Origin of the sequence: Actinoallomurus sp. CA-150999 (genome assembly GCF_050942425.1) — a bacterium.
Lineage (GTDB): Bacteria > Actinomycetota > Actinomycetes > Streptosporangiales > Streptosporangiaceae > Actinoallomurus.
In genome coordinates this window covers 3,515,584-3,537,272 of the sequence record NZ_CP192063.1, presented here as the reverse complement: position 1 = coordinate 3,537,272, position 21,689 = coordinate 3,515,584, and the positions used below count along the sequence as shown (strand labels likewise).

23 protein-coding genes are annotated in these 21,689 nt (G+C 69.2%); 10 read left to right on the top strand and 13 right to left on the bottom strand.

Annotated elements, in window-relative coordinates; genetic code table 11:
* Window positions 1-62 precede the first annotated feature (62 nt).
* The 3 genes from ACQP2O_RS16830 to ACQP2O_RS16820 form a co-directional block, all read right to left on the bottom strand.
* Complete coding sequence (locus ACQP2O_RS16830) at window positions 63-638, bottom strand: YceI family protein (protein WP_433185416.1); 576 nt, start codon at window positions 636-638, stop codon at window positions 63-65.
* Between the two features lie 145 nt (window positions 639-783).
* Entirely contained in the window at window positions 784-1,239 is a 456-nt protein-coding gene (locus ACQP2O_RS16825; protein ID WP_433185413.1) for a VOC family protein, read from the bottom strand.
* A gap of 75 nt (window positions 1,240-1,314) precedes the next feature.
* The gene (locus ACQP2O_RS16820; RefSeq protein ID WP_433185410.1) at window positions 1,315-1,755 is read right to left on the bottom strand and encodes a helix-turn-helix transcriptional regulator; all 441 of its coding nucleotides are present in this window, start codon (window positions 1,753-1,755) and stop codon (window positions 1,315-1,317) included.
* A gap of 65 nt (window positions 1,756-1,820) precedes the next feature.
* Here ACQP2O_RS16820 and ACQP2O_RS16815 point away from each other — a divergent pair, with 65 nt between their 5' ends.
* The 3 genes from ACQP2O_RS16815 to ACQP2O_RS16805 all read left to right on the top strand — a co-directional run bounded on the left by ACQP2O_RS16815 (window position 1,821) and on the right by ACQP2O_RS16805 (window position 4,746).
* On the top strand, window positions 1,821-2,189 hold the full coding sequence (locus ACQP2O_RS16815) for a DUF427 domain-containing protein (protein ID WP_433185408.1): 369 nt from the start codon (window positions 1,821-1,823) through the stop codon (window positions 2,187-2,189).
* A 114-nt stretch (window positions 2,190-2,303) separates the two neighbouring features.
* Window positions 2,304-3,206, top strand: coding sequence for a Gfo/Idh/MocA family protein (locus ACQP2O_RS16810; protein ID WP_433185405.1), 903 nt, complete (start codon window positions 2,304-2,306; stop codon window positions 3,204-3,206).
* A gap of 175 nt (window positions 3,207-3,381) precedes the next feature.
* A complete protein-coding gene (locus ACQP2O_RS16805; RefSeq protein WP_433185402.1) occupies window positions 3,382-4,746 on the top strand; it encodes a pyridoxal phosphate-dependent decarboxylase family protein in 1,365 nt (454 codons plus the stop codon).
* 55 nt (window positions 4,747-4,801) lie between these two features.
* Here the strand turns inward: ACQP2O_RS16805 and ACQP2O_RS16800 are convergent, their stop codons facing one another.
* Together ACQP2O_RS16800 and ACQP2O_RS16795 are read right to left on the bottom strand one after the other, a co-directional pair.
* The gene (locus ACQP2O_RS16800; RefSeq protein WP_433185400.1) at window positions 4,802-5,020 is read right to left on the bottom strand and encodes a hypothetical protein; all 219 of its coding nucleotides are present in this window, start codon (window positions 5,018-5,020) and stop codon (window positions 4,802-4,804) included.
* Between the two features lie 62 nt (window positions 5,021-5,082).
* Window positions 5,083-5,412: a hypothetical protein gene (locus tag ACQP2O_RS16795; RefSeq protein WP_433185397.1), complete on the bottom strand. Its 330-nt coding sequence runs from the start codon at window positions 5,410-5,412 to the stop codon at window positions 5,083-5,085.
* A 358-nt stretch (window positions 5,413-5,770) separates the two neighbouring features.
* Here ACQP2O_RS16795 and rox point away from each other — a divergent pair, with 358 nt between their 5' ends.
* Window positions 5,771-7,207: a rifampin monooxygenase gene (gene rox, locus ACQP2O_RS16790; protein ID WP_433185395.1), complete on the top strand. Its 1,437-nt coding sequence runs from the start codon at window positions 5,771-5,773 to the stop codon at window positions 7,205-7,207.
* 136 nt (window positions 7,208-7,343) lie between these two features.
* Here rox and ACQP2O_RS16785 read toward each other — a convergent pair whose 3' ends face one another.
* The 3 genes from ACQP2O_RS16785 to ACQP2O_RS16775 all read right to left on the bottom strand — a co-directional run bounded on the left by ACQP2O_RS16785 (window position 7,344) and on the right by ACQP2O_RS16775 (window position 10,354).
* Window positions 7,344-7,964, bottom strand: a complete 621-nt coding sequence (locus ACQP2O_RS16785) for a dihydrofolate reductase family protein (RefSeq protein WP_433185392.1) — start codon at window positions 7,962-7,964, stop codon at window positions 7,344-7,346.
* Window positions 7,965-8,155: 191 nt separating this feature from the next.
* Window positions 8,156-9,475, bottom strand: a complete 1,320-nt coding sequence (locus tag ACQP2O_RS16780; RefSeq protein ID WP_433185390.1) for an FAD-binding oxidoreductase — start codon at window positions 9,473-9,475, stop codon at window positions 8,156-8,158.
* A 54-nt stretch (window positions 9,476-9,529) separates the two neighbouring features.
* On the bottom strand, window positions 9,530-10,354 hold the full coding sequence (locus tag ACQP2O_RS16775) for a helix-turn-helix domain-containing protein (RefSeq protein WP_433185388.1): 825 nt from the start codon (window positions 10,352-10,354) through the stop codon (window positions 9,530-9,532).
* Window positions 10,355-10,471: 117 nt separating this feature from the next.
* Here ACQP2O_RS16775 and ACQP2O_RS16770 point away from each other — a divergent pair, with 117 nt between their 5' ends.
* The 3 genes from ACQP2O_RS16770 to ACQP2O_RS16760 all read left to right on the top strand — a co-directional run bounded on the left by ACQP2O_RS16770 (window position 10,472) and on the right by ACQP2O_RS16760 (window position 12,207).
* Entirely contained in the window at window positions 10,472-10,855 is a 384-nt protein-coding gene (locus tag ACQP2O_RS16770; RefSeq protein ID WP_433185385.1) for a hypothetical protein, read from the top strand.
* A 72-nt stretch (window positions 10,856-10,927) separates the two neighbouring features.
* The gene (locus ACQP2O_RS16765) at window positions 10,928-11,311 is read left to right on the top strand and encodes a TIGR03618 family F420-dependent PPOX class oxidoreductase (protein ID WP_433185383.1); all 384 of its coding nucleotides are present in this window, start codon (window positions 10,928-10,930) and stop codon (window positions 11,309-11,311) included.
* A gap of 158 nt (window positions 11,312-11,469) precedes the next feature.
* Entirely contained in the window at window positions 11,470-12,207 is a 738-nt protein-coding gene (locus ACQP2O_RS16760; protein ID WP_433185380.1) for a dienelactone hydrolase family protein, read from the top strand.
* A gap of 63 nt (window positions 12,208-12,270) precedes the next feature.
* Here the strand turns inward: ACQP2O_RS16760 and ACQP2O_RS16755 are convergent, their stop codons facing one another.
* On the bottom strand, window positions 12,271-12,387 hold the full coding sequence (locus ACQP2O_RS16755) for a DUF397 domain-containing protein (RefSeq protein ID WP_433185378.1): 117 nt from the start codon (window positions 12,385-12,387) through the stop codon (window positions 12,271-12,273).
* The gene (locus tag ACQP2O_RS16750) at window positions 12,387-13,223 is read right to left on the bottom strand and encodes a helix-turn-helix domain-containing protein (RefSeq protein ID WP_433185375.1); all 837 of its coding nucleotides are present in this window, start codon (window positions 13,221-13,223) and stop codon (window positions 12,387-12,389) included. The genes ACQP2O_RS16755 and ACQP2O_RS16750 overlap by 1 nt, the downstream gene beginning before the upstream one ends.
* Window positions 13,224-13,342: 119 nt before the next feature.
* Between ACQP2O_RS16750 and ACQP2O_RS16745 the strand changes: the two genes are divergently transcribed.
* Complete coding sequence (locus ACQP2O_RS16745) at window positions 13,343-13,615, top strand: hypothetical protein (RefSeq protein ID WP_433185373.1); 273 nt, start codon at window positions 13,343-13,345, stop codon at window positions 13,613-13,615.
* Window positions 13,616-13,630: 15 nt separating this feature from the next.
* Here the strand turns inward: ACQP2O_RS16745 and ACQP2O_RS16740 are convergent, their stop codons facing one another.
* The 3 genes from ACQP2O_RS16740 to ACQP2O_RS16730 all read right to left on the bottom strand — a co-directional run bounded on the left by ACQP2O_RS16740 (window position 13,631) and on the right by ACQP2O_RS16730 (window position 18,338).
* The gene (locus tag ACQP2O_RS16740; protein WP_433185370.1) at window positions 13,631-16,453 is read right to left on the bottom strand and encodes a tetratricopeptide repeat protein; all 2,823 of its coding nucleotides are present in this window, start codon (window positions 16,451-16,453) and stop codon (window positions 13,631-13,633) included.
* A 138-nt stretch (window positions 16,454-16,591) separates the two neighbouring features.
* Window positions 16,592-17,173 (bottom strand): hypothetical protein, encoded by a 582-nt coding sequence (locus ACQP2O_RS16735; protein WP_433185368.1) that lies wholly within the window; start codon window positions 17,171-17,173, stop codon window positions 16,592-16,594.
* An 88-nt stretch (window positions 17,174-17,261) separates the two neighbouring features.
* Entirely contained in the window at window positions 17,262-18,338 is a 1,077-nt protein-coding gene (locus ACQP2O_RS16730; RefSeq protein ID WP_433185365.1) for a WD40 repeat domain-containing protein, read from the bottom strand.
* Window positions 18,339-18,507: 169 nt separating this feature from the next.
* Between ACQP2O_RS16730 and ACQP2O_RS16725 the strand changes: the two genes are divergently transcribed.
* Window positions 18,508-20,595, top strand: a complete 2,088-nt coding sequence (locus ACQP2O_RS16725) for a hypothetical protein (RefSeq protein WP_433185362.1) — start codon at window positions 18,508-18,510, stop codon at window positions 20,593-20,595.
* 12 nt (window positions 20,596-20,607) lie between these two features.
* The gene (locus ACQP2O_RS16720; RefSeq protein WP_433185360.1) at window positions 20,608-21,624 is read left to right on the top strand and encodes a hypothetical protein; all 1,017 of its coding nucleotides are present in this window, start codon (window positions 20,608-20,610) and stop codon (window positions 21,622-21,624) included.
* The last annotated feature ends 65 nt before the right edge of the window (window positions 21,625-21,689 follow it).

The following is a 21,689-nucleotide window of genomic DNA, read 5'->3' as shown; positions in this document are numbered from 1 at the left end:
GCCGACGGGATCCGGTGGCCTCCGGCGCGACCGGGACCTACCGACCGACGGCTCGGGCCGAGTCAGCCGTCGGCGAGGACGGCCTGGATCTCCAGCCCGATCTCGATCTCGTCCCCGAGGACGAGGCGGTCGCCCTGCAGCGGGACGTTGAACTGGATGCCGAAGTCCGATCGCAGGATCCGCGTGGAGGCGGTGAACCCGGCCCGCAGGCCACCCCAGGGATCGACGCTGGTGCCGTGGAACTCGGTGATCAGGTGGACCGGGCGGGTGATGTCCCGGATGGTCAGGTCGCCGTCGACGCCGTAGCGGGGATGGCGGGCGCGGCGGCCGGTCCTGGCCGGGGCGACCCCGGTGGCGGTGAACGTCATGGCGGGGTGGTTCGCCATGTCCATGATCTCGGAGGAGCGGATGTGGGCGTCGCGTTCGGTGTTGCGGGTGTCGATGGACTCGATGGCGATCTCGGCGGTCGCGGTGGAGAGGAAGGGATCGTCGGCGATCTCGATGCTCCCGCCGAAATCGGTGAAGCTTCCCCGCACCGTCGTCATGAGGTGCCGGACGCTGAAGGTGATCTCCGAATGCGCCGGGTCGATGGTCCAGATCCCGGCGGTCAAACCGGGATGTACGGCCGTCTCGGTCATCTCACTCCCCCGGGTTCGAAACTACGCACGAACGCCCAAGGTAGTCGAATGATGCACAAATGGCACATCGTGGCAGGTGAGACGGAGCGGACGGCCGAGCACGGCCGCCGTTCCCGGTGAACGGTCACGGCGGCCGTACGGTTCCTCAGCCGCTGCAGACGTCTCCCCAGTCGGCGCTCTCGTCGAGGGTCTCGAACGGCTGGGTGAGGCTGTACCAGTTGCCCGAGTCGTCGCGGAAGACGGCCTCGATGCCGTACGGGCGACGCTGCGGCTCATGGAGGAACTCGACGCCCTTCGCGGCGAGCGCCCGGTGTTCGGCCACGCAGTCGTCGGTGGTGAACGCCCCGGCGCCGAGGACGCCCTTCGCGATGAGCGCCTTGAGCTGCTCCGCGGACTCCGCGTCGAGCGACGGCGGGCCGGGGATCATGAGGGTGAGGTCCAGCTCCGGCCGGCCCTTCGCCCCCACGGTGACCCAGCGCATGCCGCCCTCGCCGAGGGTCATGTCGTTGCGGAGCTCCAGGCCGAGCTTCTCGGTGAAGAACTCCTTGGCCGAGTCCTGGTCCAGGACCCAGATCGTGGCCAGTCCAAGTCCGGTGATCATGGCTTCGCTCCTTCGCGTGAGGTAACGAAACCCACCGTAGGGAACGGCCTTGAACTGCGGATTCTCGAATGTTGCTCAGTCGGCGCGGAAGCCGCCGGCCCACAGCATGACGAAACAGCCCGGGATCGGCGCGGGGACGGACCGGTGCGCCTGCGCGCGGAACTCGCTCGGCGTCATGCCGACCTGCCGCCGGAAGCGGGTGCAGAAGGTCCCGAGACTTGTGAAGCCGACGAACATGCAGATCTCGGTGACGGTCAGGTTGGCCGAACGCAACAGGTCCTGCGCGCGCTCGATCCGGCGCCGGGTGAGGTACTGGCCGGGCGTCTCGCCGTACGCGTCCCGGAACCGCCGGACGAAGTGGTAGCGGGAGTAACCGGCGTGCGCGGCCACCGCGTCCAGGTTGAGCGGCTCGGACCAGTCGCGGTCCATGAGGTCCTTCGCCAGCCGCAGCCGCCGCAGCACGGCCAGATCCGGGGTCTTCGCCGTACCGCGCGCCCGCTCCGCCGTGGTGACCATGGTCGCGATTCTTCCAGGAGCGGGGCGGCACTGGAATCTCGCGCCAAAGATGTAAGGATCGAGGCATGAACACGAAGGGACATGACATCGAGGTCACACCCGGCTCGGACCAGGTCGTGGTGCGGATCAAGGACACGGTCGTCGCGACCTCGTCGCGGCCGGTCGTCCTCACCGAGACGGGCTGCCCGGCGCGGTACTACCTGCCGCCGGAGGACGTGAAAACGGATCTGTTCCGGCCGTCGGCGACGACGTCGCACTGCCCGTTCAAGGGTGACGCCCGCTACTGGTCGGTGGAGACCGGTGACGGTGTCGCCGAGGACGTGGTCTGGTCCTACCCGGAGCCGTTCCCGAGGGTCGAGGAGATCACGGGGCTGCTCGCCTTCTGGACCGAGAAGCCGGGCGTCACCCTCGAGGTGAACGGGCAGCCCGCGTAGCCGCGGGCCGAACGCGATGACGAAGTGGCGGGTTCCCGACGGTATGAGCGGTCACGCGCGGGCCGACCTCGCCCGGCTCGTCGAGGGCGGGCGGTGATGGGCCGCGGCGGACGCATGCGCGTCGGGCTTCTGGGCACCGGCCCGTGGGCGCTGCTGGCGTACGCGCCGGCTCTGCGCGACCACCCCGAGGTGGACTTCACCGGAGTCTGGGGCCGACGGCCCGAGGCGGCGGGCGCGCTCGCCGATCGCTTCGGCACCCGCGCGTACGCGGACGTGGACGCCCTGGTCGCCGACAGCGACGCGGTCGCGATCGCCCTCCCGCCGGCCGTCCAGGCGCCGCTGGCCGTACGCGCCGCGCGGGCCGGCCGCCACCTTCTGCTGGACAAGCCCCTGGCCATCGACGTCTCCGCCGCCCGGGAGGTCGCGGACGCGGTGAAGGAGACCGGTGTCGCCTCGGCGGTCTTCTTCACCTCCCGGTTCACCGATGAGCCACGGGCGTGGATCGCCGAGCAGGCCCGGAAGGGCGGCTGGTTCACCGCACACGCGGCGTGGATCGGCGCGCTCGACGGCGGGCCGTTCGCGAACTCGCCGTGGCGGCACGAGAAGGGGGCACTGTGGGACGTCGGCCCGCACGCCCTGTCCGTGCTGCTTCCCGTTCTCGGCGACGTACGCGAGGTGGCGACCGCCACGACCGGCCCGGGCGACACGGTGCACCTCGTCCTGCGGCACGAGGCGGGCGCGTCCAGCACCGTGACGCTCACCCTCACCGCACCGGGCCCCGCCTCCGGCGCCGCGGTGGAGCTGCGCGGCGCCCACGGCGTCACCGCGATGCCGTCGAGCGAGGACACAGCGGTGACCGCGCTGCGGCGGATGATCGACACCCTGATCGACTCGGCCCGCACCGGCCGAGCTCATGACTGCGACGCCGCCTTCGGCCTCCACGTCACGGAGATCCTCGATCAGGCCGCTCGCCGGCTCCCGCCGGAGGACGGATCGGGTCCCCAAGAGATCGGGTGAGGCCCGGACCGCGAGCGGGAGCCAGCCCGCCTCCCATAGATTTCATTGGGAACCAAACGATACCCCAGTCGATGTCACGTCGTAACCCTGTCGATGCGATGCTTGACCGCCAGAATCGGCCTCAGCTAGCTTATTTGGAGCCAAACGATTCGAGGCGTGGATGTCTGATTCGACCATGGATCTTCGATACTGGCTCGGCGAGGCGCTGGACTCCGTACGGGAGTGGTCGGCGGGTTTTGGCCCCTACCGGCCGCATCCGTCGCTGGAGGTGGGGGACGAGCGGTTCGCCGAGGAGTTCGCGGCGCTCACCGAGCGCCTGAGGGACAACTATCCGTTCTTCCACCCCCGCTACGCCGGTCAGATGCTCAAGCCGCCGCACCCGGCGGCCGTCGCCGGATACCTCGCCACGATGCTGATCAACCCGAACAACCACGCCCTCGACGGCGGCCCGGCCACGGCGCGGATGGAGCGGGAGGTGGTCCGGCAGCTCGCCGCGATGTTCGGCTTCGGCGACCACCTGGGCCATCTGACCAGCAGCGGTACCATCGCCAACCTCGAAGCGCTGTTCGTGGCCCGGGAGCTGCACCCCGGCCGGGGCGTCGCGTTCGGCGCCGAGGCGCACTACACGCACGCGCGCATGTGCGGTGTCCTCGGGATCGAGGCGCACCCGGTCCCGGCCGACGCCCGCGGCCGCATCGACCTGGACGCGCTGGAGGCGCTGCTGCGCACCGGCCGCGTCGGGACGGTGGTGCTCACTGCGGGCACAACGGGGCTCGGCGCGATCGACCCGATCCACGAGGCGCTGACCCTGCGCGAGCGGTACGGCGTCCGCATCCACGTGGACGCCGCGTACGGCGGCTTCTTCACCCTCCTGGCCGGCGCGGAGGGACCCGAGGGGCTGGCCGCCGAGCCATGGCGGGCCATCGCCCGGTGCGACTCGGTGGTGGTGGACCCGCACAAGCACGGCCTGCAACCGTACGGCTGCGGCGCCGTCCTGTTCCGCGACCCGACGGTCGGCCGGTTCTACCGGCACGACTCGCCCTACACCTACTTCACCTCCGACGACCTGCACCTGGGCGAGATCAGTCTGGAATGCTCGCGGGCGGGGGCGGCAGCGGCGGCGTTGTGGCTCACCTTCCGCCTGCTGCCTCCGACGAACGAGGGGCTCGGCCGGGTGCTGGCGGCCGGCCGACGCGCCGCGCTGGAGTGGGCGCGGCTGATCGAGGCGTCGCCGTCGATCGAGCTGTACCAGTGGCCGGAGCTCGACATCGTCGGCTACTTCCCGGCCACCGAGCCGATGGCGCTGTCACGCATCGACGAGGCCGGCGCCCGGATCCTGCGGGACGGGATGGCCGACCCGGACGACCCGGTGTTCCTCAGTACGCTGCGCGTGGACGCCGGCGCGATGGCGGCCCGCCACCCGAAGATCACCTCTGACGCCGACGGAGCGCGGATCCTCCGCAGCGTGCTGATGAAACCGGAGTCCGAGGACTGGGTGCCGCACCTGCACGCCCGCGTCGAAGCACTCGCCACCCGCTGAGAGCACCCGAGGGCGCCCGGGCCCTCCGTCCGATGCTCCGGCGAACGGGATGTGATCATTTCGGGGGGTGAGCGTTGAGCCAGGCTGCGGCTCGGCGGGCCGACGCGCGTGACAACCACGCGTCCTGAACCATCTCCGCCAGTTCCTCCCGGGTGAGCTCTCCGATACGGCTAGCCCTCAATAGCACGGACAGGTGGCCGTCGAAATGCGCGGTGGTGAAGAACGGCGACGCCTCGTCCTGCACCAATGCCAGCTTGTCCTCTTCGGACGCCACCCAGAAAACGTAACGGCGCAGCGCGCGGGCAACGCCCGCCCAGGGGCCGGCTACCCGAAGGGTCACTCATTCGGTGAGAGATCGGGCGCATAGGAGAACCGAGCGACCATGTCCCATCGACCGTTGGGGTCCTTGTCGTAGCGGTAGATCGCTGTTGTCAGGTCTGAACCGGCGTGGACATGCACATTGACCAATTGGGCGATGGCGTGATGCAGTTCGCCGGCCGGATCGATGCCTGGCTGTGTATCGGCTCGGAGCATGAAATAGTGCCGAACCCGATCGATCTTGATCGTGAGTTCAGCCCAGGTGTCCTCCTCGTACATCTCACGAAGGACCAGGTTCCCTATCGCCATATCGAGAGCATGCTGCTCATCCACGCCAACTGCCGCCATCCGGTCATGGTTCCGCACGATCGACGCGCGGACAAGCGCAGGTCCCTTCCAGCCCGGTCCCGATACCCCGGTGTACCTGGCCTGCTCCGCGGAGGTCGCCGACGTGACCGGAGGCTACTTCGTCAGGCGCACGCCGACTTTCTTGGGCGGGAAAGGCGAGGGTTCGGTACTCCCTCCATTTTCAATCTATAGCGCACTGGGGGGCTTGCGGCAAGACCCGGGTCGTGCTGCAAAATCGTCCGCCGAGGCCAGGGCCTGCGGAAATTCGGGGGTTCGCGTACGTGTGCTCGTGGATGTGCGCCGCTGAACCGCGCGGAGCGGCTGGCCGAGATGCAATCTTTTCGAATGGGGGGCTTTCATGTTCGACGTGATCGTTGCCGGGGGCGGGCCGACCGGCTTGATGCTGGCCGGTGAGTTGCGGCTGCACGGCGTGCACGTGCTCGTGCTGGAGAAGGACGCGGAGCCGACCAGGCAGGTCCGCGCGCTCGGCCTGCACGCGCGCAGCGTCGAGGTGATGGACCAGCGCGGTCTGCTGGAGCGGTTCCTCGCGCACGGCAAGCAGCACCCGCTCCGTGGTTACTTCGCCGGCATCAGCAAGCCCGCGCCCGAACGGCTGGACACCACGTACCCGTACGTCTTCGGCATTCCGCAGCCCAGCACCCAGCGCCTGCTGGCCGAGCACGCCACCGAGCTCGGCGCCGAGGTCCGGCGCGGCTGCGCACTGGTCGGGCTGAGCCAGGACGACGACGGAGTGACCGCCGAGCTGGCCGACGGCACGCGGCTGCGCTCGCGCTACCTCGTCGGCTGCGACGGCGGCCGCAGCACGGTGCGCAAGCTGCTCGGCGTCGGCTTCCCCGGCGAGCCCGCCAGGGCCGAGACGCTGCTGGGCGAGATGGAGGTGACCGCGGCACCGGAGGAGGTGGCCGCCGTGGTGGCCGAAGTCCGCAAGACGCATCGGGGGTTCGGTCTCGGGCCCTACGCGCCCTCCGGGGACGGGTTGTACCGCGTCGTGGTGCCCGCCGAAGGGGTGGCCGAGGACCGTACGGTCCCGCCGACCCTCGAGGAATTCAAGCAGCGGCTGCGGGTGTACGCCAGCACCGACTTCGGCGTGCACTCACCGCGCTGGCTGTCCCGCTTCAGCGACGCCACCCGGCAGGCCGAGCGCTACCGGACCGGCCGGGTGCTGCTGGCCGGCGACGCGGCGCACATCCACCCGCCGATCGGCGGGCAGGGCCTCAACCTCGGCATTCAGGACGCGTTCAACCTCGGCTGGAAACTGGCCGCCGAGGTCGGCGGCTGGGCACCGGAGGGGCTGCTGGACAGCTACCACACCGAACGGCACCCGGTGGCCGCCCGCGTGCTGGACCACACCCGCGCGGAGATCGAGCTGCTGTCCCCCGAGCCGGGCCCCCAGTCCGTACGCCGGCTGCTGTCGGAACTGATGGAGTTCGAGGACGTGCACCGGTACATGATGGAGAAGATCATCGCGGTCGGGATCCGCTACGACTTCGGCGAGGGACACGCACTGCTCGGCCGACGGTTGCGCGACGTGCGGTTGAAGCGGGCGCGCCTGTACGAGTTGATGCACGGCGGCCGTGGACTGCTGCTCGACCAGACCGGCCGGCTCTCGGTCGCCGGGTGGGCGGATCGGGTCGACCATGTCGTCGACGTCAGTGAGGAACTGGACGTGCCCGCGGCGCTGCTGCGACCGGACGGCCACGTGGCCTGGGTCGGCGAAGACCAGGCGGATCTGCTCAGCCGACTGCCCAAGTGGTTCGGCGCGCCGGTCGGCTGAGTACGCCCTCGTTCTGCGGTGTTCATTGAGGCTGAGAACATTTCAGTCTGACGAAACAGCGCAGAACGAGGGCAGTAGCCCGGGGCGGAAGAGAGTCCCGTAATCCGCCCCGGTGAGGCCTTCGAGGTCGTGAAAGTCAGCCGTTCTCAGATTGGGGCAGATGCGCTTTGGCATCGTCGTACGTGCCCGTGCGGGCCGACTCGTCCGGGGCGTAGATGAGGTGCATGACGCCGGTGGCGAAGGCCTGGGACGAGACGAGCCGCAGCGGTATCGGAGAGTCGCCCTCGTCGAACAGGCGCATGCCCTTGCGCATGGCGATCGGGTGGACCAGCAGGTGCAGCTCGTCAAGGAGACCGGCGGCCAGCAGCTGACGTACGACGGAGACGGAACCGCTCATCGCGATATCCGTCGCGCCCGGCTCGTTCTTCAGCGCGGTGACGGCCTCGACCAAGTCGCCTCGCAGCAGCTCGGAGTTGCGCCAGGTGAACTGGAGATCCTGGTTCGAGACCACGATCTTGCGCGCGTCGCCGAGCGCCTTGGCCATACCGGCGTCCTCGCCGCCCGCGGCCTCACGGTCCGGCCACGCACCGGCGAAGCTGTCGTAGGTCTTGCGGCCGAGCAGCAGCGTGTCCGCGGCACCCAGCTGGGCGGTGACGGCCGCGCCCATCTCGTCATTGAAGTACGGGAAGTGCCAATAGTGGGGGTTCTCGACGACGCCGTCGAGCGCAATGAACAGGCCGGCGGTTATCTTCCGCATCGAACCACTCCTTGATCACCGTTATGAGGTCGCGTATCCCCTGATCTGACCGTCACCGGAGTGGAAACTCATCGCGAGCCGCCGAGGAGCGTACGCGACGAGCAGCGCCGGCAGGGCCCGGTCGGGCACCTTTCCGGAGGTCCGGCAACCATCCGCCGATCCTGTCACGACCTCGGCGAGGTCGCGCGCCATCAGATCGCCTGCGGGAAGCGGAAGAGCCTCTCGGGATCGTAATCGCGCTTGACCGCTCGCAGGCGCTCGGCGTTTTCGCCGTGGTAGGCGGTCGCCCAGTCGTCGAGATCGGGATCGGGGAAGTTCGGATAGACGCGGCCGGATGCGTGGGCGTGCGCGAGCGCCCAGGATCGTTCGAGCCAATGGTCCCCGTCGTGGGCGACGTGCTCCAGCAGGAACCGCTCGCCGCGGTGGGCGAACGCCGTCGCGTCCGGCGGCACGCGGTTGTACGCGCCGCCCATGGCCGTGAAGTTGAGCTCGCGCCGGCCGGGGGCCGCCCCGGACGTGAACTCGTCGATCAGCGAGACGACCGCCGATGCCGGCATCGGGTGGGAGAAGAACTCCGAACGGCTGACCGTCGGCACTGTGCTGCGCGACTCCTCACCGGCGAACGATCGCTTCAGATCACGCCAGGTCAGGACGTGATGGCGGATCTCGGGCTCGACGCCCACGCGGGCGGCCAGGCTCTCAAGGAGCACGATGGTGGGCTCGGCGTGGCGCAGCGCGGCGCCGAAGACGACGGCGCGCAGCGGGTGGCCTGGCGCGGCGACGAGGCTCAGGTTGGCGGTCACGTCGTCCGGGGCCTCGGATGCCCAGACCTGCCACCCGCTGACGACGTCGACGGCCGCCGCCTCGGGCCAGCGCACCTCGAAACGCGTGGCGCGCGGCTCGGTGACCGTGGCGAACACCAAGGAGGTGACCACCCCGAACTGCCCCCCGCCCGCGCCCCGCAGCGCCCAGAACAACTCCGGTTCGCGATCGAGGTCGCAGTCGACGACGCGCCCGTCGGCGAGCACGACCTGGGCGCTCAGCAGGGCATCGCAGGTCAGCCCGTGGAGTCGTCCCATGAGGCCCAGCCCGCCGCCGAGGGTGAGGCCGGCGATCCCGACCGTGGGACCACAGCCGGCCGGCATGGCGCGGCCGGATCGGTGCAGCCCGTCGTCGACCTGTGCCAGGCGTGCGCCCGCGCCGATCCTCGCGCGCCCGTCGGGGCGGACGGTGACGGCGTCGAGGTGGCCCAGATCGAGGACCAGACCCGCCGTCGAGGATCGGCCCGCGAAGCAATGGCCGCCTCCACGGGGGACGACGTGCGTGCCGCTGTGCCTCGCGAAGGCGAGCGTGGTCGTCACGTCGCGGGTGGAGGCGCATCTGACGACGGCGATCGGGCGCACGTCGTGAAATCGGGCCGGCGCTGGACGGCGTGCCGCGTCGTACGCGGGTGAATCCGGTGTGATCAGCTCGCCGTCGAGGGCCGCCTGCAAGGAACGCAACTCTCGCACCCGTCCGACGCTAGGTCCGCGCGGGCATCTCCGGCTTGAGCGGAACGAGCGTCCTCAGCCCGTCAGTGCGGCACGTGGGCGAGCGGCCAGGAACGATCCGTACGACGCCGCGTGGTCGTGCCCGCACCCGCACCGGTCGACCGCGTCGCCGAGCAGCTCTCGCGGAGTCTGGCCGGTCAGCCGCAGGCACTCGCGGGCCAGGTGCGCATGGTCGGCATACCCGACCTCGGCCGCCAGGTCGGCCACCCGACTGCCCTGCTTCGCCGCCTGGGCCAGCGCGAGGTAGCCCTGGAAGCGCAGCGTTCGCTGCAGCGTCTTCGGCCCGATGCCGACCTCGGCCAGGAATCGGCGCCGCAACTGGCTCTCCGAGATCGCCAGGTCCTCCGCCAGCGGGCCGACTCCCGTCGGCCGCCACGGCATCAGCCGCCGCACCGCCTCGGCCACGAGCGAGTCCGGAGGTGGCGTACGCGCCTGGCGGCGCACCAGGTCGAGCTGCAGCGACCGCAGTGCCGCGTCCGGCCCGGGAGCCTTCGCCAGCCGGGCCGACAGGTCCGACGCCGCACCCCACACGTCGTCGAACGGCACGAGCTGGTCGACCAGCTCGTCAGCGGGCACGCCGAGCAGAGGCGATGCCGCACCCGGCCAGAACCTCGCGCCCACGATCGTCAGGCCGGGAGGCAGAATCTCGACCTTGGCACGGGTGAGCGGTCCGACCAGCCGTGGCGTGGCGCCGATCGGGCAGTGGAGCTCGACGCCTCCGGTGGGCAGGTTGCGCTGCAGCACCGGCCGTGGACCGGTGCGCTGGACCCAGACCGTACGGACCCGGGCTGCCAGGGCAGGCAGCGGGAGACGCTCGTCGTACGCCTGGGCGCGATCCACGCCGTCAGCGTAGCGAGATCTCGCCGGCAGGCGACGCGCACGATTCGTTCAAGCCGTCGAGCGCGCGCCGCCCTAGCGTCCACAGCGGAGCCATCACCCGCATCCAGGAAGGACCCCATGGGCAAGGTCTTCACCGCACTGGCCGTCTCCGTCGACGGCTTCATCACCGGACGCGGTCCCGGTCCCGGACACGGACTCGGCGATGGTGGCACCCTCTTCGGCTGGTACGGCGACGGCGACGCCCCGAGCCGGCTGTTCCCCGGCTTCCGGCTGTACGAGCCGAGCCGCTCCATCTTCGACGAACTCGCGGGGCGCGTCGGTGCCGTCGTCACGGGCCGGAACACGTACGACGACTCCGATGGCTTCGGAGGCGCGGGCCCGCACCCGACGGCTCCGCTCTTCGTGGTCAGCCACCGTACGGCGCCACCCGAGGCGACGGACGAGCAGACCACGGCGAGGGCCGCCGCTTCTTTCAGGAACTGCCCACCCACATCGGACTGAGCCTCATCGAGGCTCTGCCCGCACCCGGAGTCACCCACCTGCGCTACCAAGTCGAGAAGTGAGGGAAAGCCCATGCTCGAACCCGACGTACGCCGCCTGCTCGGCACCACTGCCGTTGCCCATCTCGCCACGGTCCTGCCGGATGGATCACCGCACTCCGTTCCGCTCTGGGTCGGTGCCGAAGGCGACCGGGTCGCCATCCTCACCGGCCCCGGATCCCGCAAGGCGCGGAACCTGCGCCGCGACCCACGCGTCGCCCTCTCCCTCGTGCCACCGGACGACCCCTTCACCCCCGTCATCGTCCGCGGCCGGGTGGTCGAGTGGCTCGAAGGAGACGCCGCCTGGGAGGTCATCGACCGGATCGCGACCAGGTACATCGGGCAGCCCTACACGCGCGCCGAGGAGCGCGTCGTCGCGCTCATCGAGCCATCGGTCCAACGAGTCGGCATGGGCTAGATCGGCGCCGAGGTCTCTGTGATAAGTTCGGCGGCGCCGTGCAGCACCGCGACTGGAGGAGGTGAGACCGATCAACGCTGTGATGACAGGTCGGGCCTCCCTCCCGCGCATGGCCTAGGGAGCGCCCGCACAAGGCACCTGAAAGGCCTTGAGACGCTATGCGCTTCAACTTCACCTCTCAGACGTCGGCCGACGGCGTCACCGAACAGTCCTTCGCCCTCGGCGAGATCCCCGGCGTGCTCTTCACGCCGCAAGACGCCACCGGCCCCCGTCCGCTGATCCTCATCGGACACGGCGGCGGCCAGCACAAGAAAGCCCCCGGCGTCTTGGCCGGTGCGCACCGGTTCGCCGCCGAAGGGGGTTTCGCCGTCGCCGCGATCGACGCCCCTGACCACGGCGACCGGCCGAAAGACGACCAGTTCATCCAGCTCGTGGACGACTGGCGGGCCCGCATGGCCGCCGGAGAGAATCCGGCCGAACTGGTCGCGGCCATGCACGACCTACTGGCCGGGCAGGCCGTCGCCGACTGGCAGGCCGTACTGACCGCGGTCCAGGAGCTCGACCATGTGGGCGCCGGCCCGGTCGGCTACTGGGGTGTGTCGATGGGCTGCGGTCTCGGCGTGCCGCTGCTCGCCGCCGAACCCCGGATCCGCGCCGCGGTGCTGGGCCTGCTCGGCGTACACGGGCTGGTCGAGACCGCCGCCAAGGTCACCGTGCCGGTGCAGTTCCTGCTCCAATGGGACGATTCGCTGGTGAACAGGGACCAGGCCCTGGCACTGTTCGACGCCCTGGGCTCGCCCGAAAAGACCCTGCACGCCAACCCCGGCGACCACGGGGAAATCCCCGCGTTCGAAACCGACAGCGCGCTGCAGTTCTTCGCGAGGCACCTCGGTTAGGGGCCGCCGCCTTGTAGCTCGAGACGCGCCGGTCGGTCTTACTTCCCGGCCGGCGCGTTCGCGTCAGCCCGAAGTCGCCTCGGCGGCCGCCTGCCCAGCGCTCAACCGAGCGACCTCGACGCAGTCACCGCCCTGGCTGCTGCTGCGACTGCTCTTACGCCACTGGACCTCGCCGCTCATCATTCTCCGATCAGGTCTGCGATCATCCGGACGGAGTCGTCGGGCGGGAGCGCGCAGGCACGCAAGAAGTCGAGAATGGTATGGCAGTTCGTGACCTCCTGCGGGAGCCCGATGATCTGCCCGCCACCGAAGGCTTCAGCGTAGACCAGCTTCGTGTCGTCGGGGAGGGTGAACAAGGTCATCGGGCCGCTCATACCGCCATGCGCCCCGGCCGTGAACGGCAGCACTTGGAGCACGACGTGCGGCAGCTGTGAGACGTGCACGAGCCGGGCGAATTGGTCCCGCATCACCTCGGCGCCGCCAACCGGACGGCGGAGCACGGCCTCGTCGAGGACCACCCACAGGAACGGCGGATTGTCGCGAGTGAGAATCTCCTGACGACTCATCCGCGCGGCGACGTGCTTCTCGATCTCTTTATCGGATTCACGGACATAGCCCATCGCCAGCTGCGCACGAGCGTAGTCCTCGGTCTGGAGGAGGCCCGGCACGGCCTGTGGCTCGTACTTGAGCATCTCGGTGGCCTCGGATTCGACCTCGACGAAGGGGCGGAACCACTCGAGATAGGAGTGCTCCATGATCCTCTTCCAGAGGCGGGCGAGGGCACCGTTGGTGCCCAGGACGCCGTCGCACGCATTGATGAACTCGATGCGGGGCGCGCGCCTGCCCGTCTCGACCATGGCGATCATGGAGGGCGACATGTGGATCGCGCGGCCCAGCTGCTCCTGGGTGAGTCCTGCCTGTTCGCGGTAGAAGCGCAGCTCGTCGCCCCAGTAGGCGAGCGCCGTGGTGCCGGAGACGGTGGACGTGGTCGATTTGCGTGATGTCGTTGATGCCATTGCCGGGCTCCTCACCTCGCGCTGACGCGATCCGACGTCGGATGAGCCGCCCTCACGGCCCCTTCACCACGGATGCGAATGCACACTCAGAGTAAATGAGCAAGGACAGAGTGTGGTGCATGACGAAGATTTCCGCATTCACTGACCTCGAGCAGGAAGCGGCGGAGCTCGCCGTCGAGGTCGCACCCCGGCCCTTCGCGCTGTGCTGGATCGACGCCGAGCAGGACGACGGGGGCGTCCTGTGCTGGGGCCTGCAGCTCCGCGACGGTCACGCCCTGGTCTGCGCCGAGTCCGGAGACTGGCGCGGGCGGTTCGAGGACGCCGAAACAGCGCGACGCGTCTTCTCCCGTACGCGAACGGTCACGCTGGTCTGGCTCGACGCGCCAGGATGACCTGCGATCTCGCGCTCAGCGGTCGCCTGTCCCACGCAGCCGATCCAGTGCCCCTCGCCATCCACTCCGTGCACCGCGCCTACGCCCTTCCCGTACCACCCGGCTGAGATTGGCCAAGGCCTTCTCCTCGGCGGTCCGCTCACCGATCTCGCCGAAGATCGCAGCGGCCTGAGTGAATGCGTCGACGGCCTCCTCGGGTCGGCCTGCTTCGTGCAGGACGGTGCCGAGGTTGTTCAAGGCGCCGCCTACGAGATACTGGTTATCGACTTCTCGAAAGAGCACGGCGGCGCGGGTGGCGGCTTCGATCGCTTCCTCGTACCGCCCGACCTCTCGCAGGACGCCACCAAGATTGATCAGCACAGCACCTTCGTCGGGCCGGTCGCCGATCTCGTTGAAGATCACAGTGGCCTGCGTATAACGGTCGATCGCCTTTGCAGCTTCGCCGCCGTCCCTCAGTGAATCACCGAGGTTGTGCAGTGCGCCGCCTTCTCCATGCCGGTCACCGACCTCCCGGTAGATGGCGATGGCGCGGGTGAAGGCATCGATTGCCTCATCGAACCGGCCTTCGCCGCGTAGGGCTCGGCCGAGGTTGTTCAACGCGATGCCTTCGCCGTGCCGGTCACCGGTCTCCCGGGAGATTGCGATAGCGCAGTTGTGGGCGTCGATCGCCTCATCGGGCCGGTCCGCGCCTCCGAGGGCGGAACCGAGGTTCTCCAGAGCGATGCCCTCGCCGTGCCGGTCACCGGTCTCTCGATAGACGGTCACGGCGCAGGTGAGGGCGTCGATCGCCTCAGCGAACAGGCCTATGTCCTTCAGCGCCCTACCCAGGTTGGTCAGTGCGCCGGCTTCGCCATGCCGATCACCCATGTTCTGAAATATGGCGCCGGCCTTGGCATAGGCATTAATCGCCTCTTTGTATCGGCCTTCGCCTGCCAGGGCGGCACCGAGGTTGCCCAATGCCGTGCCCTCGCGGTGCCGGTCACCGGTTTCTTGGAAGATGGTGACGGCGCGGTGATGGACGTCGATGGACTCTTGGAATCGGCGTTCGCCTACCAGGGCCCTACCGAGATTGCCCAATGCCAATCCTTCGCCGTGCCGGTCACCGGTCTCTCGATGGATGGCGATGGCGCGGTTGAGGGCGTCGACCGCCTCGTCGAACCGACGTACCTGCCACAGCGTGCCACCGAGGCCGGTCAGCGCGTCGCCTTCGCCGTTGCCATCCCCGATCTGCCGCCGAATGGCCAGTGCTTGGGTCTGGGCATCGACCGCCTCGGGGAACCTGCGCGCCGTACGTAGAGCGATGCCGAGATTGTGCAAGGTGGCGGCCTCGCCGCTCCGGTCACCGAGTTGCCGTGCGGCGGTGAGGGCCTGTTCTCCGGTCGCGATCGCGTCGTCGACGTGGCGGCGCCAGTCCAGATACCCGGCCAGGGACTTGGTCAACGCGACGGCCGTGCGCGGATGTGCCGGGGCGGCCTGCGCGACCGCAGCGACGAGGTTGGGCCGTTCGGCGTCCAGCCAGGCCAGCGCATCCTCACGGTCGGTGAACCGCCCTGAGCGTGGATCGTCGGGCAGCGCCCGGAAGTCCGTCGCGGCGGCTTCGGCCATCGCCGAGTAGTGCTCCAGGAGACGGCTGCGGGCCTGGTCGAGCCGGTCGATGTCCTGTCGCTCAGCGAGTTCGGCCGCGTACACGGCGATGAGGTCGTGTCGTCGCCAGCGCCCGGATCCTGCTGGTGATTCGGTCACCAGACCGGCCCGGGCCAGTGCTGCCAGCAGGCGACGCGCTTCAGCGGTGGGGCATACGGCGAGTACGGCGGCGGCATCGGTGGAGATGTCGGGACCGGGGTTGAGGGACAGCAACCGGAAGAGTGACTGCTGGCCGGGGTTCAGTCGCCGGTAGGACAGCTCGAAGGCGGCGCGCACCGCCGTGGACCGACCGCTCATCTCCTCGTAGTGCAGCCGGTCCAGCCGGGTGCGCTCATCGGCCAGGTCGGCGGCCAGCGAGGCGATGGGCAGGCCAGGGTCGCCGACCAGGATCGCCGCGGCGATCTGCAGGGCCAGTGGTAGCCGACCGCAGTGCTCGACCACCTGATTGAGTGCGGGAGACTCGTTGGCCGGTCGGGTGTCGCCGGGACGGGCCAGGGTCAGGATTCCGCTGATCATCTCGGCGGCGGGGCCGGGCTGTAGTTCGTCGAGCGACATCAGACGGGCCGGCAGGGATGCCAGGGTGTCCCGTGAGGTGACCAGCAACCGGTGCACATCCTGGGCGGGAATCAACGGCCGTACCTGATCGGCGGAAGCCACGTCGTCCGCGACCACCAGCACGGACGTGTCCTGATCGGCTCGCCGCGCCAGCTCAGACTGGTACAGCCCTACCCGCTCCTCATAGCCGGGCGGCAGATCCTCATCCCGAACGCCCAGTGCCCTCAGCAGGATGTCCACCGCTTGGGCGGCGGTGACCTGGCCAGCCGGGTCATACCCGCGCAGTGCCACGAAGACCGCCCCGCCGGGGAACCAGCCGCGCCCGACCGCTTGGTGCGCCGCGTCCAGGACGAGGGCGGTCTTGCCGATTCCGCCCAGCCCGTGCACGGCCGACACCACGACCGCTTTGGACTCCCGACTTCGCGGATCGAGCAACTCCAGCAGGCCTGCGGTCTCTTCCGTACGGCCGACCAGAAGTGCCGGCGCGGCCGGCAGGGTCATCGGCGCCTGCGGCGCCGAGCCCGCATCCGGCGCGTAGTGATGATGGATGTGCAGGTCACGAGCGGCCGCATTCACCTGGCCGTGCCCGGACGCTCTAACGTTCTGGGACACCTGGTCCCCGCCCCGGTCGCGTGCCATCGCTGCTTCCCGTACGAGTCCTGGGCCCGTGCGCCGGCGACGCTTGGGCGCGACGCTGATGACGTTAGCCATCTCGGCCGAGCCCACGCCATATGAATGGCGCTCATTTCCGCCGAATCCGCCGATCCGGTCGACGATTCAATCGCGTGTCGGCGCGGTCTCCAGCCGGCGGATGATCGGGCTGAGCAACTCGTTGAGTTCTTTGACCATGGCGGCCACGGCGAGGCCCGCCGTGTCGGCGAGCGTGTCGGATGGGCCGTCGGGGGCCGGTGGAAGCGCGCCGAGCGGAACCGGCGCGTCGACCAGCAGGGTCGTTCGCAGGAAAGGACTCCGGGTCAGGTCCTGGTCGGTCGGATCCAGGTATTGCCCGACGGTCTGTGGCCAATCGCGCCAGCCGCGGTCACGCCACCAGTCGCGGGAGGTGGTGAGCTGCGCGGGAAGCGGTGAGGCGAGCATCGCGTGAACGGTGAGGCCGCCGTCCCAGGGGTTGCGGTCGCAGGCGGCGGTCAGGATCCGCCGGTGCCAGCGCACGTACGGGGGCACCGGCGTCGTGGCGAGCCGCCAGGCGGCGCAGGCGAAGGTGACCGGGGCAATGTCGCCCCACGATCCGTCGAACGCGGCGGCGTTCTGCCGCACGTGCTCGGCGTAGCGGCTCGACCCGTCGGCGGCGCGCTCCCGGTCGTAGTCCCGGTCGATCCAGAATGCCTCGTGCTCGCCCATGCACCCTCCCGAGGGTTCGGTCCTGCGACCAAGCCAACGCGATCTTCGACCTCACCTGGCGGTTGTTCTCTCAGGGCCGACTTGATCGTCAGCGGGCTGCGAGCGTCAGGTCCCACAGGCGAAGGGTGCCGCCAGAGCCCTGGACGACGGCGGCGGGAGTACCCGCGATCTCGGTGACCGTCTGAAGGTGGTGGCCGGTGAGCGGGTCTCCGACCTGTTCTCCTCGGGCGAGGTCCCATACGCGGATGTCGCCAGGGCTTCCGGTGACGGCCACCGTCCGTCCGGCGATGGTCGCGATGCCCAGTCTTTCGATGCCCTCGGTATGGCCGGTCATCGGCGATCCGATCGGGTCCTGGGTCGCCAGGTCCCAGACATGCAGCGCGGCGTCGTCGCCGCCGGCCACCACCACCGCCCGGCCTGCCAGCTCGGTTATCGCGATGGCCCTGACGCAGGGCTCGATACCGTTCAGATCCTCGCCGATCTGTTCGCCGCCCCGGATGTCCCAGACCTGCAGGAAGGTGTCGTCTCCTCCGGTCACGGCGACCGGCCGGCCGTCGACGAGGGCGGCGGCCATCTCTCCGTTGTAGCCGCCTTCGAGCTCTGCCACGGGTTCACCGGTGGCCATCGCCCACGCCAGGAGTTTGCCCTCCTCGCTACTGCTGACGACGAGCGGCCCTCGCTCGGAGGGAACGGTGGCGAGCGAGCAGACGCCGAGACCGTGACCGACCATGACCGTACCGACCCGGTTTCCGGTGCGCAGATCCCAGACCCGTACGATTCCGCCGCTGGAGTCGTAGTCGTCCTCGAAGGAGAAGTCGAACCGGTCACCGCCGGTGACGACCACGGGCCGCCCGTCGAGCCGCGACACCGTCATGCGCTGAGCGATGTTGTCGGCCCGTATGACGATCTTTCGCCGCCCGTACTCGTCGTCGCCTTCGTCCCAATAGTCGTTCTCGAGGTACCAGGCGTCGTCGGGGCCGGCGGCGTCGAGGTCCAGGGGACGGCTGGTACATTCGCCGCCGCGGAGATCGCAGGTCCACAGCACCGCGTCTATGTCGACACTGACCGAGACGGGCGCGCCGTCCAGCTCGATGACGGGTGTGGGGTAGCGGCCCGGGTCATGCGAGTGGCCGGAGTAACCGCGCATCATTCGATCATCAGTCATCCGGCCAAGCGTAGTGATCTTCGCGAAGGGCCTCGGCCCGGGCGGGCGGCGGACTCGTCGCGGCCACCGTGCCGTTTCCGGCCAGAGACTCGGTGTTTACCCGGATGGTGCTTCGACCATCGGAGATTCACGATGCGGAGGCGCACTCAGGCTTCTCAAGGAGGAGAGCATGGAAACAGCGCTGCCGACGTCGGCCGTGATCAGCGACGAGAGTCTTCCGGAGCCGACCAGCTATCGGGGACAGTTCATCATTCCGCTGGACGTCGACCAGTCGGCGTGGCGGACCTACTACGGGCTCACCTACTGGCTCACGCCCTTCGCGGAGTCCCAGGCGGGATCATTCGCGATCTCGCTCATCTCGCCCGACGGCATGGAGCTGACCTGCGGGGTGTACGACGAGTCCGGCGAGCCGCTCCAGACGTGGGACAACTTCCCCGACACCCGTAATCCGGGGGCCCGTTCCCTCGGCATCACACTGCGGCAACTGCAGGACGGAGGCAACGACAACGGCCCCTGGACGGACCTGGTGCACGGCAACTCGCTGACATTCCGCTTCAACTACACCGGAAGCCAGCAGGTGAAGGACGTCGTCGTGCCGCTGGACTTCGACCAGCCACTGACCGAGGCGCTCGACAAGCGGCGGCTCTGTTTCCGCCTGCGCGAGCAGCCCGTGACCTCCACCTCCCTGCGCGGCCTGGACGAGGACCGGCCCGAACCCCGGACCCCGCTGATCTACCTGCACGGCTATGAGGACCCCGACACCGGGCACGAGACGCCTGGCACCAGGGTGCCGCCGTTCGCGCTGACCCGGCAGCGGATCAGCACGGCCTGGCAGACGGCGAAGACCACCGGCTACTTCGATCCCGCGGTCTTCCCCAACGTCGCCAACGGGACCGACGACGCGGCGCGCGCCGGGATGCAGCAGGCGGTCGCGGGCCTGGACGACGCCACGGTGGTCCAGCAGTTGTCGTCCGGGGCACGCCTGGTGGTCAGCCGCGCGCCCACCGGTGAGTACGGCTACCGCTTCCTGCCCGCACCGGGGCACTGCGCTCCCGGCTTGGTGCTGGTGGAGTACTACCGGCTGACCTCGCTACCGGGCCGGTACGGCGCCGGCCGTGTGCTCAAGACCTTCTCGTTACTGCCGGGCGAGCAGACCAGCATCCGAATCAGCACCTACCGGCGGTCGGCCGTCAGCCAGCAGCAGGCCGCCTCGATCCTCGACTCCACCAGCACCGATACCGAGGACGAGTTCAGCCGTACGGTCAACTCCGAGCAGTCGAATCAGGACAACTCCGCCAAGAGCTTCGAGTACCGCGCCGAGGTCGAGGCCGAGGGCAATGCGAACTGGGGCTGGGGAAGTGCGAGCGCCAAGGCCAGCGCCGGCGTGTCGGGCAGTTCCAACAGTGCCCGGGAGGAGTTCACCAAGAATCTCACCAACGCCGTCGCGCAGAACAGCGCCCGGGCATCCTCCCGCCGCGACGTCCAGATCGACACGAGCATGGACATGAAGCTGGAGGAGGGCGAGGAGCAGGCGGTCGAGCGTACGCTCGAGAACATCAACGTCAGCCGCACCCTCAACTTCGTCTTCCGGCAGATGAATCACGAGTATCTGACGTTGCTTCACCTGGTGGACATTCGCGTCGCCTTCTTCAACGGACACGCCGAGTCGCGCGACGAGGTCCCCCTGGCCGACCTGGACCGGCTGCTCGGCGACTGCCTGCTGCCCGAGAAGGTCGCCGAGGCACGCGAGGCGATCACCCGGGAACTGCAGAAGATCGTCGACGTGTCCGGCGAGGCCCGGCAGGACTTCGTGCAGACCGTCTCCCTGACCGGCGCCGACGGGCAGGCGGTCTCCTACCTGCGCGTCACCCCCGGCTACACCTCCACCTACACCGCCGACGACGGGAGTACGCACACCGTCCCAGGGATCGTCGTGGGCGCCGACAGCCACGTGCTGCGCACCGACGGGGTGGTCGTCGACTCGGTCCTGGGCGACGGAGACGCCTTGGACGCCTACTCCGCCGGGCTGCAAACGCAGGCCGTCCGGGCGCAGCAGGTGGAGAACGACCGCAGGCAGGCCGAGACCGACAAACTGAGGCTGGCCCTCCAGCTCGTCCAGTCCGGCGACAGCACCGGCGTCGACCTCTACCGGCGCGCCTTCCCGATCCCCTCGGTGGTCAACCAGATCGACCACGCTGCGGTCGGCAGCCCGCCTGTCGCGGGCAACGGACAAGCCGGCACCGCGCCTGCCATGTGACCGGGCCCGACCATGTACAAGCAAGAAATAGCTCCGAACCCGAACAAGGACGAAGACGACAACAGCGCGCAAGCGCGACTGCTGAACCAGGACGCGACCCCCGACAACGCCGTCCCCGGGACGCCGCTGCGTCAGTCCGTCCTCACGGCGGCACCGACCGCGAACGCGGCGAAGGCGACCGGAAAGCGCCCTGCGACCGGCCTGACCCTGAACGGCAAGCGGGTGTCCATCACCGACACCCAGGCGATCAAGACCTTCGGCACTACCCTGAACCCCCCGGCGGACGAGCAAAAGGGCCAGATGCGGCTGAAGCTGCTGAAGAACATCGTCGCGGCGGCCAATCAGAGCAAAAAGGAGATGTTCACCGAGGTCAACGTCCGTACGGCCTATGGGGCCATCATCGCCGAGGCGGCAGGGGCGGTGGCGGAAGCCGGCAAGGCCCGTGCCGACTGCACGAGCATCCTCAACTCCCCCGCCAATCGGCAGATGGCGCAGAAACTCGACCAGATGCACAAACAGCAGAAGGAACTGCTCGACAAGAGCGCCGGGCGGGCGGACATCCCCGCCGACGGTCACGTCATCGTCCTTCGCGGCACCGGTGCCCGCCAGGCAAGGGCGATCATGACCGAAGGAACGTTCGGCGGCCGGAAGTTCACCCAGGACAACCCCAAGGCGCCCAGCCCTGAGGACGGTGTGGCACAGACCGGCCTGAACGACAAGAACGCCAGCGGCGGCCTCATCGAGGAATGGTCGCTGATCCCGCAGACGGGCTTCGCCTCGATGGGGTTCATGCTCATCGCCGAGGCCGCGGTCGCCAAGGTCAATCTGCCCGAGGTGGGTGCCAATCGGGTTCGCGGCGAATGCGGGGTCGTGGGATACGCCGATCAGAAGCTCATCGAGGTCGCGATCCTCTGGGCGGGCAGTGCCCGGCCCGCCGACGAGTCGGACACAGAGCTCGAGCATCTGATCAAGCGGCTCAACCAGTCCGGGGACGGCTACCTGAAAGCTCTGCGAAAGGCGGCCGACTGAGCCGCGCCGCCCTCGTACCTTCGAGTTACGTCGTTACACCAGGGGAAATGGCAGCGGTTCAGGAC